Raw genomic sequence first — 13,141 nt, 5'->3', positions numbered from 1 at the left:
ACGTTTTTGAGAGGTTGTTTCAAAATAATGTTGTGTTGGTTTTGTGTACCGGCCAATCTTTTCATGGCATCGCCTGTTGCGTCGCAAGCACTTTATCTTTCAGATCAATGTGCAGCTGCAGCGCTCCGGCCCGGTCGGCCACAACACCGTTAATGTGTTCCCGGTACCGGCTGTGTAGCTGTAAAAATGTGTTTGCCATACCCGTTTTCTGCTACCTGTTTAGCCCTTGGTGCATACGTTGATAAATCATCCGGTGTATTGGCAGCAAGGCCATCCACGTAACGGTTAAATAAACAAAAGGCAGCAGCAATCAAAACGGTATCATGTATATCGTGGTCGGTTGCACCTGCGCTTTTTGCGGCAGCAACGTCGTTACTGGTCACATACTTACCACCTTTTTGCACTTTGCCGGCAATATTCAGCAAAGCCTTCAGTTTTGCAGAAACAGCAGCCTTCGAAAAGTCCTTCCTGATCTGTTCAACAATGTTGTTATCACCATTCATATAGTAACAGGCTATGGCGCCGTGCGACTGATCGCAATAGAAGCATTCATTAAGGTGAGATACATAGGTTGCAATAAGTTCCCTTTCTGCTTTTGACAAGCCTTCATCGCTGCGAAGGAGCAACTCTGCAAGCATACCCAGCGGCTCAGCCGTTAGCGGGCTAAAGGCCAGCAGGGAACGAATGCCCGGCAGTGCTTCATTTACTGTAATGTGTGCCATCGTTAGTGTTGATTGTAATGAGTAATGAGGTTAGTTTAAAATGTTGAAATCAATATAGCCTTCGGCTGCCCTGCGTGGGGCGCGGTCTGTATAAAACTGCCTGTCTGCAGGCGCAGTGGTACCAAGTCCGTCTACATACCTGTTAAACATGCAAAACGCTGCAGCTATCAACACTGTATCGTGTATTTCCTTCTCTGTAGCACCCTGCGCCTTTGCACTGGCAATGTCTGACGCATTTACAGCCTTACCACTTTGCTGCACCTTTGCGGCAATAGCAAGTAAGGATTTCATTTTGTCCGTCACTGCCGCATGGTTATAATCTGTTTTGATCTGATCAATTGTTTCCATATCGCAATGCAGGTAATGCCCGGCCAAAGCGCCATGAACGTGCTGGCAAAAAAAGCAATCGTTCAAAGCAGAAACATATGTACCGATTAATTCACGCTCACCACGGGATAATGTATTGTCATCACTGCGGAGTAATATTTCTGCGAGTGCATTCAAAGGCTTTGCCGTTCCGGGGCTGTATTGCATTAACCCGCGAATACCGGGCAGATCGTTCTGAAGGTCTATGTGTGCCATAATAAAAAGCATTAAAGGTTTATTACTGTTTTGGTGCGGAATAACCGTGTACTGCAAGCCGCTCACCCATTTCTTTATAAGCCGGGAGGTCTGTTGGCGTATAACTGTTAAGCCCGTCTACATACCTGTTAAACATGGAGAATGTAGCCGCTATCAGCACTGTGTCATGTATCTCTTCATCAGTGGCGCCGAATACTTTTGCAGCGTTTATATGCCCCCGGGTAACAGCTTTTCCTGATACGCGTACCTTTCCTGCCAGTGAGAGTAAGGCCTTCAGCTTATTACTGACTGCAGATTCTTTCATATCCTGTAATACATCATCAACGAAGTGTTGATCCTGCCCCAATAAACAGCGCGCTGCAGCAGCGTGGCTGTTTCTGCAGAATGTACAGTCATTCAGGTGAGATACATAAGTGGCTACTAGCTCCCGCTCGGCAGGTAAGAGGCCGGATGCACTGCGCAGCAATACCTGCGCCAGCATATACAGGGGTTCTGCCGTTTGCGGACTAAATAATGCAAGGCTCCTGATACCGGGAACATCTTCCGGTACGCTGATATGTGCCATAAAACAGGGATGTTGTGTTTTAATAATTGTTGTGCCTAAACCATTAGCGGCATGCGTAATTTTTTATGCTGCTACACCCGCAACTGCTGCATGATGTGCTGCAGTACAAGAGTGCGACGCAAGGAACGATGCCATAAAATACCATTGCCGGGCTCATACATTTCTACTCTTGTAATTTTTCTGTCTTGAACAGGATGACCGCCAGCAGGCCTATAAGAAATACAAAGGAGAAAGTGAATACCGCATTTCCGTAACCACCCAGGAAACCTTCGAGCGAACCGATAAAGAATACGACGGTAGCGGTGAAAAGCCTGCCGATATTAAAGCAAAAACCTGTGGCAGATGCAACAATATGCCTGGGAAATAATTGTGGAATATACACTGACAGTGCACCCTGGCTTATACCAAAGAAGATGGCCAGCAACGCTACCTGCACATATAACCACATTGAAATGGTATGTGTGATGCGAAATAATGTAAACGACAGCAGGAAGCATGCCGCAAGACACATGATCATTGTTTTTCTTACACCCACTGCATTTACTACCCAGCCGGAAATAAAACCACCCAGCAGGCCACCGCCACCCAGCAACATCATAGACATGCCGCGTTCTTCCTGTGCATCTGCAGTATTGGAGAGGCTTTGAATCCACGATGGCATCCACGCGAAGATTGCCCACAGGCCAATTAAGGTTGCACCAAAAATAACCGAGCCCGCCACAAGGTTTCTTACCGTTGCCTTATGGAATAACGCATGCTTTTTTGCTGTGCCTGCAATTTGGCTATCGTAATTGCTGCCAATAAGAAAGAACCCTGCCAATGCAACAAATACAGGAATAAGGCCTGCAGTAAAACCATAACGCCATGAGGTGATAAGGTAATTGATGAGCCCGGCAGAAAAAATACCGATTGGTATGGAAATAGACAGGATGCCAAGTGCTATTGCCCTTCGCTTTTGGTCGTATGCCTCTGATATGAGAATAGTTGTAGTAACCAGCACGCCACCCACACCAAAACCGGTAAGAAACCGAAAGATGACCACCATTAACCAGCCTGTGGAAAAGCCTGTAAGCACGGTAAAAATGCCGTAACACAATGTTGAATAAATGAATGCTTTTCTTCTGCCGGTGCGATCGCATAAAAACCCCCAGGTAAACCCACCCGCCATCCAACCATATATAAAGATGGCATTGATAGATGCCCCAATACTTTCGAAATGGGCATTGCTTTCATCCTGTAACAGGTCTTTTACTGCCACAGGCAGGTAAACCGACATAAGGGTAGATACCGTTCCGCCCAGCGTACTGCTGATAAAACAAAGTACGAAAAGGATGGCGGCATTTTTTCGAACGGCTGTGTGCCCGCCGCTGATTGCGTTAACGCTTAGTGCTGAAGTTTCCATAATACATAATGTTTGGTTCATTTATGCATGGATTCTCCGTTTGCCATAATAGCGTGCGGTGCCCGCACATAACCAACGCTTACGAGCCTGTTTGCCAGTTTTTCAAAGTACACAGGATCTTCAGGGCAATACGTGCCCAGGCCATCTACATAGCGGTTATAAAGGCAAAACAAGGCAGCTATCAATACGGTGTCGTGAATTTCCTTATCAGTTGCGCCGGCTGCTTTTGCCCGCTCAATATCTGCGGGCTTTACTTCTTTCCCAAGTTGCTGCACTTTGCCTGCAATATTCAGCAAGGCTTTCATTTTATCGCTTACGGGTGCACTATCTGCATCGCGAAATACAGCATTTAATAACTCATCGTTACCACCTAACGCTTTTACAGTTGCGCCATGGGCAGCGGTGCAAAATCGGCAACCGTTCCTGTAAGAAACAATGGTTGCAATTAATTCACGCTCCAGTTCTGTAAGTGTGTGCGGGCCGCGTAGCAGTATCTGCGTAAGCTGCCTGATAGGCTCAGCAGTATCGGGCCGGTTTTCCAGTAAGCCTGTAATACCCGGCAGGTTGTTGTTTAATTGAATGTATGGCATAACAAGCGGTTGTAGTAGCAGCAGGTGTTATACACAATGCATATAACTGCGCATACCGCTACACGTAAATAATCATTATGCACTGGTGCATAATATTTCCAAAATCTTCCTTTAAATCTTCAGGTATTGCCTGTTATGCGGGGTCGGGTGGGTTGTATGGTACACTTACGGGTAGAGAACTTATTCTTTCACTATACTGTGCCACAGACGTTGTTACCGGCGTGATTGCCGTGAGTAGTGCGTAGTCTGCTTTTTGTTCGAATTCGCTTTGCAGCATTTTTAGCACAGAGGTGGTAGTCTGATCGCTTTTGTTACCGGTTGCTCCAAAGCCGGCAGACTGGCGCCCAAGATTCATTTTTTGTGCAATGAACTGCATTTTATCATGATCGGGAATACACAGGAGTAACATCTTGCCGTCTGTTATCTTTCGTTTTACATACTTGTAAAGCACACCATCAAAAGATATTTCACCATTCACCCGTTCAAAGTCCGCCGTGCTTACCTGGTAAGGGTTTGAGAGCGGAACTTCTACCAAAACCAGCTCACGTTCTGTATAATGCCCGGCATCGAGTACCTGCTCAGTGCGGTCATCTGCCTGATCCTGTAAAACATACAACATGAGCTTGTAGCCGCAAAAATTAAAAAGCAGCAGGCACAGCAGCAATATTGCAGTTAGTTTTTTCACAATGGTGAACTAAAATAATCTATTTGCGGTAAAACGAAAAAAAAGATGGCACTGCAATGTTTTATGGCAGCGCAGAATGTACCAGGCCCCTGATGATTATTTATCTTCACGTGTAACTAACCAATGCGTGTTATGAAAAAACTCTTGTATGTATGCTGGGTGTTATTTATTGTCGCATGTTCCGAACAGCGGACGGCGAATCCGCATGTTATTATTGATACAAAATTTGGTGGCATTGAAATTGAACTTTATCCTGAACAGGCACCTAAAACTGTTGCAGCATTTTTAGGTTATGTAGATTCGGGCTTTTATAAACGGGCAAATTTTTACCGCGTACTCAATGATGAAAACCAGCCGTCCAATGCGCCTAAAGCAGAGCTGATACAGGGCGGTATATGGAAGACCAATTACCAGAAAGCTATTGCTGTAAGAGGTGTACCACATGAGCCGACTTCGCAAACAAAACTGCTGCATAAAAACGGCATTATTTCCCTGGCACGCGCAGAACCGGGCACTGCGGGCACAGAGTTTTTCATTTGCATTGGAGACCAGCCGGGTTTTGATTATGGCGGAGACAATAACCCTGACGGGCAGGGCTATGCACCATTTGGCAAAGTTGTAAAAGGGATGGATGCTGTGCTCAATATCTATAAGTCGAAGGAGTACGATCAGAAATTAGACCCCCCGATCGTTATCTATAACATTTCAAGACGGTAACAAAAAAACTGCTGAAGACATCATTTAAAACATATATAAACAAACCAAGGAAACGCAGCATATATTTCCATGAATCAACCAACAATCAACTGGTATAAGATTGCCGAATCTGTAAAAGAATTAGACTTCAACAGCAACAACCTGTTGTCTCTTTCTGTCAACAAAAAAAAGGTAACCATTGGCATACATAAAGAAAAACTTTTTGCCTGCGGGTACACGTGCCCGCATGCAGGCGGTGTTTTTGCAGATGGCCACATAGATGCCATGGGAAACATTGTTTGCCCATTGCACCATTACAAATTCAGTATGCAAACCGGCCGTAACGTAACGGGCGAAGGCTATGCGCTAAAAACATATGAAGTAGCTGTAAAAGAAGATGGCGTGTATATTGGCATGGAAGAAAAAAAACTGTTTGGCCTCTTCTAGCTTTACAGGCCTGATAATTGCAGCACTATACACAAAGCTACAATTATGAAACACCAGGATGCAGACCTTACCAAAAACAATGAAGAAAAACCGGTAAGAGAAAACAAACCAAATTCTATAGGAGATGGTTTAAAGCCGGGGGAAAAAACAGGTTACCCGTTTCCCGGCAAAGAAGACAAACAACATGACAGCCAGCCGGAGTTTATAGAACCCGCCAATAACAATTCAGTAAACGAATAAAGTGGCCCCGCCACTTTTTCTTTTGCCTGCCATTAATGTTGCCCGTTAAATGATGTATGTACCCGGCATTTGAATATATGGCAGCTTTGGTTGCGTCGCACACTTGTACTGCAGTATATATTTCAGCAGTGCGAAGACCATAGCGAAACTTTATAAAGGAATGACGTGTTAAAAGCACTTACAGCATACAGCTTTTGCCATTACCAAAATACGCCACACCTATAGGCAACCGGTTTACAAAAGGGCCGCGCAAAACGGAGCGCTGCAGTTGCCATAATAACCGAACCCCGAACCGAGCGTGGCAACAGGCGATGCCACAAGGAACTCCTGCCCGTCCCCAAAACTTAACTTTACCATTTAGTTGCATAAACAACTTTTTTGTTACATTTGGTTCTTCAAAATTCTTACTATGCAGGAAGCATATATTGTTGCAGGTTACCGTACAGCAGTAGGCAAAAGTAAAAAAGGCGGTTTGCGCTTTTTTCGGCCTGATGACCTGGCGGTAGAAGTTATCAAAGGTCTTGTGGCGGCTGTTCCCCAACTGGATGTTGCACGCATTGATGATGTTATTGTAGGCAATGCTGTACCGGAAGCGGAGCAAGGCTTGCAATTTGGCCGCATAATAGCTGCAAAGGCGCTGGGTACAGCAGTTGCCGGCATCACTATAAACCGGTATTGCGCCAGCGGACTAGAAAGTATTGCAATGGCAACGGCCAAAATACGCTCGGGCATGGCAGAATGTATTATTGCGGGTGGTACAGAAAGCATGAGCCTTGTACCTACTGCTGGTTGGAAAACTGTTCCTTCTTATGCCATTGCCAAAGATGAACCCGACTATTATTTAAGTATGGGGCTTACCGCAGAGGCTGTTGCAAAAGAGTTTAACGTAAGCAGGGAAGACCAGGATGCTTTTGCGCTGCACTCGCACCAAAAAGCTCTGCACGCTATACAAAACGGTTACTTCAAAAATGGCATTTTACCGGTAAATGTTGATGAAACCTATATAAACGAAAAAGGTAAAAAAGCAACACGCACCTACGTGGTAGATACTGATGAAGGTGTGCGTGCCGATACGACAATTGAGGCATTGGCAAAATTGAAACCTGCTTTTGCAATGGGTGGCAGTGTTACAGCGGGCAACTCTTCGCAAACAAGTGATGGTGCTGCTTTCGTTATAGTAATGAGCGAAAGAATGATCAATGAGCTGGGGTTGAAACCGATTGGCCGGCTGGTAAACAGTGCTGTTGCCGGCGTACATCCGCGTATTATGGGCATTGGGCCTGTAGCAGCGGTGCCAAAAGTTTTAAAGCAGGCAAATATGAACCTTGGCGATATTGATCTTATAGAACTCAATGAAGCCTTTGCGTCGCAATCGCTGGCGGTAATAAGAGAACTGGGGCTCGATCCTTCAATCGTAAATATCAATGGCGGCGCCATTGCATTAGGCCATCCGTTGGGTTGTACAGGTTGTAAATTAACGGTACAATTACTTGGCGATATGAAACGGCTGAACAAGAAATACGGTATGGTTACAGCCTGTGTTGGCGGCGGCCAGGGTATTGCAGGCATTATTGAGAACATAGATTAGCTATACAATTTTTTTATACACAATGGCGGTGCTGCGCACCGCCATTATTTTTTATACTTGTTGGGCGCATTTTCTAACTTTATAACTGTCAGTAATTATGCATGACTTTTGTCAGTCTTTTAGCTATACCGCCTTTATACATTTGTGTAGAAAAACAAACACCATGAATACCATTCTTGTTCCAACCGATTTTTCTGTAGCAGCAAAAAATGCTGCGATGTATGCAATAAATTTTGCCAAACAGGTTAAAGCAAATAAGATCGTACTGTATAATGCCTACCAAATGCCAATCGTTACAGATGCAAATATGGCTATGGTAGATGCGGTTGACATCAATGACCTGGAAGAAGCCAGCAAAAAAAACCTGGAAAATTTTAAACAATCATTGCTGGCGCATGCAGGCAACATAACGCTTGAAACCCTGAGTGAATACGGTGCTGTTACGCTTGATATAAATGATGTGTGCAAAGAAACGGCGGCTGATGTGGTTGTGATGGGTGTAACTGGTGTAGGCAAAGTAGCCGAAAGCCTGATCGGTAGTTTTGCAATAGATGTAGCCAGGAAATCGAAAGTGCCGGTTATTATAGTACCACCTGATGCCGGCTTTACAGAAATAAAGGAAATCATGCTGGCCTGCGATTTTTCTAAAGTGGTAGAAACAACACCGGTAGGCCCGGTTAAGAGCATCCTGGAAGAAACAAAAGCGAAACTATTTGTGGTAAACATTGACCACAGGAACAAACACTTTACCGCAGATACGCCTTTTGAAAGCCTGATGCTTGACACCCTGCTAAACGGCTATAACCCGGAATATCATTTCCTGGATGATGAAGATTTTGTTGCGGCTACAAACAGGTTCGCATTAGAAAAGGAAGTAGACATGATCATTACTATACCAAAAAAAATGGGCTGGTTCGATGCGCTTTTCCATAAGAGCCACACAAAGGCATTGGCCTTTCATAGCCACGTGCCGCTCATGGTTGTTCATGAATAAAGAAGGTTGTTAAGCGGAGTTACTGGTATGCAACAATCGTTACACGTTATTTTCTTATACCCCATCCCCATTTCAAAAAATCGGGAAATGCAATGCCCCAGGTTGGCACATCATGCCTGCCTTCCGGCAGTTCGAGGTAATGTAACGATTCGCCAGTATAACCTTTCAAGCGCAGTTCATTTATAAGATCCAGCGTGTCGTCTATTGAATCTATAATACCATTATTGTTGCGGTCTTTTGTTTCATCCATTGCACCACACTCAAAAAAGAAGTGCAGCCAATTGCTGTATTGGCCGTTCCTTATTTGCTTATGCATTATACGGTTTATGGCATCGTCATAGCCGTCATCATAGCTCTTATCGCGCCACCAGAAAGAACCGCTAAACATGCCCGCCCTGGTAAATTCGTGCGGGTGGTTCCATACAATATCCAGTGCACTAAGTGCGCCCAAAGAAAAGCCGGCAAAAGATTTTTCCCGAAAAGACGCCACGTTATACGTGTTCCTTATAAAAGGTAAAAGTTCTTCAAAAATAAAACTGGTGTATGCCGCTGCTTTTGCCCCGCGCCCAAGATAGTCTGCTTCATGCGCTGTGCCATATTCCATTTTCCGGTCGGGACCGCAGTGTATACCTATACAAACCACCGGCCTTATTTCGTTGCCTGCAATAAGCTTATCCAGTATTTCATCAAACGGCATTTTAGGAAGGTCCTGCCCGTCGTTGATCAGCAATAAACCCATTTCCTCAGGCTGTGCCACATTATTGGGCAGGTACGCATCAATCATCACATCTCTTTCAAGAAAAGCAGACGGTATAACATTTTGTTCGGTTATGATTGTAGCAGTCAACGTTTTCTCATCAGCCATATATTCAAAAATAAGGAATGTGCAACAAAAAGAATTTTGTGTAACCAACGCCTTGAATTCAGATTAGTTTTTATATATTGGCTTTCCAACAAATTTCTAATCAAACCTGTCGAATATGAAAAAGATCGGTATTCTCCACGGCCAGGAACGCACCTTCCCGCAAGCGTTTATAGAACGGGTAAACAGTAAAAGAATTGATGACATTTATGCAGAGCCGGTGCATATAGATAAAGTAATACAGGGAGACCCAACGGAGTATGCCGTTATCATAGACCGTATCAGCCAGGATGTTCCATTCTACAGGGCTTACTTAAAAAATGCAGCCATATGCGGCGCTGCGGTTATTAATAATCCCTTCTGGTGGAGTGCAGATGAAAAATTTTTCAATAACTGTCTCGCTACAAAAATCGATGTGCCCGTACCCAAAACTGTTATTCTTCCTTCACGCGATCTGCCTGCAGACACATCTGAAAATTCTTTTGCCAATCTTGCTTACCCGCTCGACTGGGAAAATATTTTCAAATACATCGGCTTTCCCGCATACATGAAACCATTTGCAGGCGGCGGGTGGAAAAATGTTTACCGCCTCAGCAGTGTAGAAGATTTTTTCGACAAACATGCAGAAACCGGGCAGCTCGTTATGCTGTTGCAGGAAGAAATTGTTTTTGAAGAATATTATCGCTGTTATTGCATAGGCGGCAAGTATGTACGTATTATGCCATATGAACCACGCAACCCGCACCACCTGCGTTATGTGGCAAGTTTTACACCAACACCCGAGCGCTTGCAGCAGATGGAAGAAATTGTATTGCGCATCAACAAATACCTTGGTTACGATTTTAATACCGTAGAACTGGCAGTACGCGATAATGTACCCTATGCCATTGATTTCTGTAATCCTGCCCCCGATGCAGACCGCAACAGTGTGGGCGAAGAGAACTTTGCATGGGTAGTAGAAACGGCAGCCAATTATGCCATAGAAAAAGCATTGTCTCACAAGGCGGGCATAGATAATCTTACCTGGGGCGAGTATGTAAAACGCAGTGCCAACAAAGAAAATTTATTTTGAGCCCGGCTGCAGTACATGCATTAAGCATCCGTTGCGTCGCACTCTTGTACGGTTGAAGCCATGCGGAGCAAACGCGGAGATGAAAGCGAGGCTTGTACCTGCCGGCTGCATGAAAAACGTGGAAAGTTCCCGGTACCGGCAAATGATTAATAGCGCCCGGAGATTGCTGTAACTGATATATTCAAAAAACAAACTGCGAAAGTTTCCTTATGGCTAATTTAAACTATAAACATTTCACCATTGGCGTAGAAGAAGAGTACATGGTACTCGATCCGCAAACACGTGAACTAAAAAGTCATGAACAGAAAATTGTTACCGAAGGGCACAAAGTAATCAAAGACAAAGTAAAGGCAGAAATGCACCAGGCCGTGGTGGAAGTTGGTACAGATATTTGCCAGAATATTGACGAAGCTTATAAAGATGTAGCCACCCTGCGTGGCACTATTTCGCAGATAGCCGGCGAGCTTGGCCTTTGGGTAGGCGCCTCCGGCACACACCCGTTCAGCCATTGGGAGAGCCAGCTTATAACAGACCATGTTCGTTATAACCAGATCGTAAACGAGTTACAGGAAGCCGCAAGAAGCAACCTCATTTTCGGGTTGCATGTACACGTAGGTATGGAAGACCGCAAAATGGCCATACACCTTGCAAACTCGGCAAGGTATTTTCTACCACACGTGTATGCATTAAGCACCAACTCTCCTTTTTGGGAAGCCAGAAAGACAGGCTACAAATCTTTCCGCACCAAAGTATTCGATAAGTTTCCGCGTACCGGTATTCCCGATTATTTTGAGAGCATAGAAGCATATGAAAATTATGTAAACCTGCTTATCAAAACCAATTGTATAGATAATGCCAAAAAGATCTGGTGGGATCTTCGTGTGCATCCTTTCTTCAACACCGTAGAGTTTCGCATTTGTGATGTACCCATGACCGTTAACGAAACGATTGCCATTGCAGCACTGTTCCAGGCCATTTGTGCAAAGCTGTACAAACTACGCAGCCAGAATATGAATTTTATGATGTACCAGCGTGCATTGCTCAATGAAAACAAATGGCGTGCAAGCCGCTATGGTATAGATGGTACATTGATCGACTTTGGTAAAGAAAGCGAGGTAAATACAAGGGTACTCATTTATGAACTGCTCGATTTTGTGGACGACGTGGTAGATGACCTTGGCAGCCGCCATGCCATTAACTATGTTCATAAAATTCTTGAGCATGGTACCGGTGCTGACAGGCAGCTTGCGGCCTATGAACAAAACAACAGCCTTATAGATGTAGTGGATTATATACACAGCCAGTTCCTGGTGCCATAATTCTTCTGCTCGTTTATGCCAGGCTGAAAACGATATAAAAAGTACGACATGTAGTAAATGCCTGCAGGGATTTGGATAACCCGAAACGCTGCAGTTGCCATAAAATGGGAACGTTGAACCGAGCGTGGCAACAGGCGTTGCCACAAAGAACAAAAGCCGGCTACAAAAAAAATGCAAGTACATAAAGCCATTATATTAGCCTTACATAACTATTAATAGCGGGGGCGTTTCACTAACCTGGAAGCATGAATGCGCTTTTGCTTAAATCAGGTACACCATTTGTACTTTTAGTTATATGAAAAAGAAAAAAACACTGGTACTTGGTGCTTCTGAAAATCCATCGCGGTACAGTTATCTTGCCATAAATAAACTAAGGGCAAACGGGCATCCTGTTGTGGCAATCGGAAAAAAGGCAGGGAAAGTAAACGATACTACAATAACCACGCTACAAGAGCCTGAAGAAGATATCGATACAGTTACGCTGTACCTTAATGAGCAAAACCAGAAACAGTATTACGATTATATCTTGTCGCTGCATCCCAAACGCATCATATTTAACCCCGGCACTGAGAACGAGGAGCTATCGGCAATAGCTGCTGAAAACGGCATTCAACCCATGGAAGCCTGCACATTGGTACTGCTGGGCACGGGGCAATATTGAACTGGTTCAACCGGTTCAGGCAATTTCTCTCAAAAAAGGATTATTTCTCTTTTCGCTGCCGATGGTTGTTTTAGGACCATGACCTGAGTAGACGACTGTTTCATCAGGCAACGTAAACAACCGCTCTTTTATGCTTTTCAATAATTGTGCATGGTTGCCGCCCGGTAAATCTGTTCGGCCAATACTTTGGAAAAAAAGTACATCGCCGCCAATGATCAGTTTGTGCTTTTCGCTATAGAAGCAAATACTTCCGGGTGAGTGGCCTGGTGCGTGAATTACGGTCAGAATCTCATCTCCTATACTGATGGTGTCACCATCATTTACATGTTCCACCGGTCCTTCATAGTTACTAAAGGGCATTCCCCAGCTTAAACCTGAAGACGGCGCAAATGACAATTCCTTTTCCGCAACCGGGTGCATATGGGGTATAAGATTGTATTGCTTTGCCGTCCATTTTAAACCAAAAACATGATCGAGGTGGCAATGCGTATTGAGTAATTGAACCGGTGTAAGCTGGTGTTCTTCCACAAATGATTGGAGTGCTTCTTCCTCGGCGGTAAAATAGCAACCTGGGTCTATAATAATCGCTTCCTTTTTTTCGTTCCACAGCAAATACGTATTCTCCTGCAGTGGACTGAACGTAAACATCTTGAGTCGCATCATAACACTATTTTTACAATCCGTTATCCTTAAATACCTAATTTTAGTACTTCAAC

16 protein-coding genes are annotated in these 13,141 nt (G+C 44.5%); 8 read left to right on the top strand and 8 right to left on the bottom strand.

What is annotated here, in order from left to right:
* Window positions 1-149 precede the first annotated feature (149 nt).
* The 6 genes from I5907_RS06465 to I5907_RS06440 form a co-directional block, all read right to left on the bottom strand.
* A complete protein-coding gene (locus I5907_RS06465; RefSeq protein WP_196989896.1) occupies window positions 150-722 on the bottom strand; it encodes a carboxymuconolactone decarboxylase family protein in 573 nt (190 codons plus the stop codon).
* Window positions 723-752: 30 nt separating this feature from the next.
* Entirely contained in the window at window positions 753-1,304 is a 552-nt protein-coding gene (locus tag I5907_RS06460; protein WP_196989895.1) for a carboxymuconolactone decarboxylase family protein, read from the bottom strand.
* A gap of 22 nt (window positions 1,305-1,326) precedes the next feature.
* A complete protein-coding gene (locus I5907_RS06455; protein ID WP_196989894.1) occupies window positions 1,327-1,869 on the bottom strand; it encodes a carboxymuconolactone decarboxylase family protein in 543 nt (180 codons plus the stop codon).
* 163 nt (window positions 1,870-2,032) lie between these two features.
* Complete coding sequence (locus I5907_RS06450; RefSeq protein ID WP_196989893.1) at window positions 2,033-3,271, bottom strand: MFS transporter; 1,239 nt, start codon at window positions 3,269-3,271, stop codon at window positions 2,033-2,035.
* 17 nt (window positions 3,272-3,288) lie between these two features.
* The gene (locus I5907_RS06445) at window positions 3,289-3,861 is read right to left on the bottom strand and encodes a carboxymuconolactone decarboxylase family protein (RefSeq protein ID WP_196989892.1); all 573 of its coding nucleotides are present in this window, start codon (window positions 3,859-3,861) and stop codon (window positions 3,289-3,291) included.
* Between the two features lie 133 nt (window positions 3,862-3,994).
* Window positions 3,995-4,546 carry a hypothetical protein gene (locus I5907_RS06440; RefSeq protein ID WP_196989891.1) on the bottom strand — a complete coding sequence of 184 codons (552 nt, stop codon included), beginning with the start codon at window positions 4,544-4,546 and terminating at the stop codon, window positions 3,995-3,997.
* 132 nt (window positions 4,547-4,678) lie between these two features.
* Between I5907_RS06440 and I5907_RS06435 the strand changes: the two genes are divergently transcribed.
* From I5907_RS06435 to I5907_RS06415, 5 genes are all read left to right on the top strand, one after another.
* Window positions 4,679-5,263 carry a peptidylprolyl isomerase gene (locus I5907_RS06435; RefSeq protein WP_231401985.1) on the top strand — a complete coding sequence of 195 codons (585 nt, stop codon included), beginning with the start codon at window positions 4,679-4,681 and terminating at the stop codon, window positions 5,261-5,263.
* A 69-nt stretch (window positions 5,264-5,332) separates the two neighbouring features.
* The gene (locus I5907_RS06430; RefSeq protein ID WP_196989889.1) at window positions 5,333-5,689 is read left to right on the top strand and encodes a Rieske (2Fe-2S) protein; all 357 of its coding nucleotides are present in this window, start codon (window positions 5,333-5,335) and stop codon (window positions 5,687-5,689) included.
* A gap of 45 nt (window positions 5,690-5,734) precedes the next feature.
* The gene (locus I5907_RS06425) at window positions 5,735-5,929 is read left to right on the top strand and encodes a hypothetical protein (RefSeq protein ID WP_196989888.1); all 195 of its coding nucleotides are present in this window, start codon (window positions 5,735-5,737) and stop codon (window positions 5,927-5,929) included.
* Between the two features lie 409 nt (window positions 5,930-6,338).
* On the top strand, window positions 6,339-7,517 hold the full coding sequence (locus I5907_RS06420) for an acetyl-CoA C-acyltransferase (protein WP_196989887.1): 1,179 nt from the start codon (window positions 6,339-6,341) through the stop codon (window positions 7,515-7,517).
* Window positions 7,518-7,680: 163 nt separating this feature from the next.
* Window positions 7,681-8,511, top strand: coding sequence for a universal stress protein (locus I5907_RS06415; RefSeq protein ID WP_196989886.1), 831 nt, complete (start codon window positions 7,681-7,683; stop codon window positions 8,509-8,511).
* A 46-nt stretch (window positions 8,512-8,557) separates the two neighbouring features.
* Here the strand turns inward: I5907_RS06415 and I5907_RS06410 are convergent, their stop codons facing one another.
* A complete protein-coding gene (locus I5907_RS06410; protein WP_196989885.1) occupies window positions 8,558-9,376 on the bottom strand; it encodes an alpha/beta hydrolase in 819 nt (272 codons plus the stop codon).
* Between the two features lie 115 nt (window positions 9,377-9,491).
* Here I5907_RS06410 and I5907_RS06405 point away from each other — a divergent pair, with 115 nt between their 5' ends.
* The 3 genes from I5907_RS06405 to I5907_RS06395 all read left to right on the top strand — a co-directional run bounded on the left by I5907_RS06405 (window position 9,492) and on the right by I5907_RS06395 (window position 12,425).
* Complete coding sequence (locus I5907_RS06405; protein WP_196989884.1) at window positions 9,492-10,445, top strand: ATP-grasp domain-containing protein; 954 nt, start codon at window positions 9,492-9,494, stop codon at window positions 10,443-10,445.
* A gap of 209 nt (window positions 10,446-10,654) precedes the next feature.
* Entirely contained in the window at window positions 10,655-11,764 is a 1,110-nt protein-coding gene (locus I5907_RS06400; protein WP_196989883.1) for a carboxylate-amine ligase, read from the top strand.
* Window positions 11,765-12,059: 295 nt separating this feature from the next.
* A complete protein-coding gene (locus I5907_RS06395; protein ID WP_196989882.1) occupies window positions 12,060-12,425 on the top strand; it encodes a CoA-binding protein in 366 nt (121 codons plus the stop codon).
* Window positions 12,426-12,440: 15 nt separating this feature from the next.
* On the opposite strand, the gene I5907_RS06390 is transcribed toward I5907_RS06395, so the two are convergent.
* Window positions 12,441-13,088 (bottom strand): MBL fold metallo-hydrolase, encoded by a 648-nt coding sequence (locus I5907_RS06390; protein ID WP_196989881.1) that lies wholly within the window; start codon window positions 13,086-13,088, stop codon window positions 12,441-12,443.
* Between the last annotated feature and the right edge of the window lie 53 nt (window positions 13,089-13,141).

The sequence above is a fragment of the Panacibacter microcysteis genome (assembly GCF_015831355.1).
In the GTDB taxonomy this organism is placed as follows: Bacteria; Bacteroidota; Bacteroidia; order Chitinophagales; family Chitinophagaceae; genus Panacibacter; species Panacibacter microcysteis.
The sequence above is the reverse complement of the archived record's forward strand: the minus strand, read 5'-3'. Positions and strand labels throughout refer to the sequence as shown.

What these genes read in the sequence shown, in the direction of transcription:
- I5907_RS06400 (WP_196989883.1), top strand. Translation starts at nt 10,655, where the DNA reads ATGGCTAATTTAAACTATAAACATTTCACCATTGGCGTAGAAGAAGAG.
- I5907_RS06420 (WP_196989887.1), top strand. Translation starts at nt 6,339, where the DNA reads ATGCAGGAAGCATATATTGTTGCAGGTTACCGTACAGCAGTAGGCAAA.
- I5907_RS06410 (WP_196989885.1), bottom strand. Translation starts at nt 9,376, where the DNA reads ATGGCTGATGAGAAAACGTTGACTGCTACAATCATAACCGAACAAAAT.
- I5907_RS06465 (WP_196989896.1), bottom strand. Translation starts at nt 722, where the DNA reads ATGGCACACATTACAGTAAATGAAGCACTGCCGGGCATTCGTTCCCTG.
- I5907_RS06435 (WP_231401985.1), top strand. Translation starts at nt 4,679, where the DNA reads ATGAAAAAACTCTTGTATGTATGCTGGGTGTTATTTATTGTCGCATGT.
- I5907_RS06430 (WP_196989889.1), top strand. Translation starts at nt 5,333, where the DNA reads ATGAATCAACCAACAATCAACTGGTATAAGATTGCCGAATCTGTAAAA.
- I5907_RS06425 (WP_196989888.1), top strand. Translation starts at nt 5,735, where the DNA reads ATGAAACACCAGGATGCAGACCTTACCAAAAACAATGAAGAAAAACCG.
- I5907_RS06415 (WP_196989886.1), top strand. Translation starts at nt 7,681, where the DNA reads ATGAATACCATTCTTGTTCCAACCGATTTTTCTGTAGCAGCAAAAAAT.
- I5907_RS06405 (WP_196989884.1), top strand. Translation starts at nt 9,492, where the DNA reads ATGAAAAAGATCGGTATTCTCCACGGCCAGGAACGCACCTTCCCGCAA.
- I5907_RS06390 (WP_196989881.1), bottom strand. Translation starts at nt 13,088, where the DNA reads ATGATGCGACTCAAGATGTTTACGTTCAGTCCACTGCAGGAGAATACG.
- I5907_RS06395 (WP_196989882.1), top strand. Translation starts at nt 12,060, where the DNA reads ATGAAAAAGAAAAAAACACTGGTACTTGGTGCTTCTGAAAATCCATCG.
- I5907_RS06450 (WP_196989893.1), bottom strand. Translation starts at nt 3,271, where the DNA reads ATGGAAACTTCAGCACTAAGCGTTAACGCAATCAGCGGCGGGCACACA.
- I5907_RS06445 (WP_196989892.1), bottom strand. Translation starts at nt 3,861, where the DNA reads ATGCCATACATTCAATTAAACAACAACCTGCCGGGTATTACAGGCTTA.
- I5907_RS06455 (WP_196989894.1), bottom strand. Translation starts at nt 1,869, where the DNA reads ATGGCACATATCAGCGTACCGGAAGATGTTCCCGGTATCAGGAGCCTT.
- I5907_RS06460 (WP_196989895.1), bottom strand. Translation starts at nt 1,304, where the DNA reads ATGGCACACATAGACCTTCAGAACGATCTGCCCGGTATTCGCGGGTTA.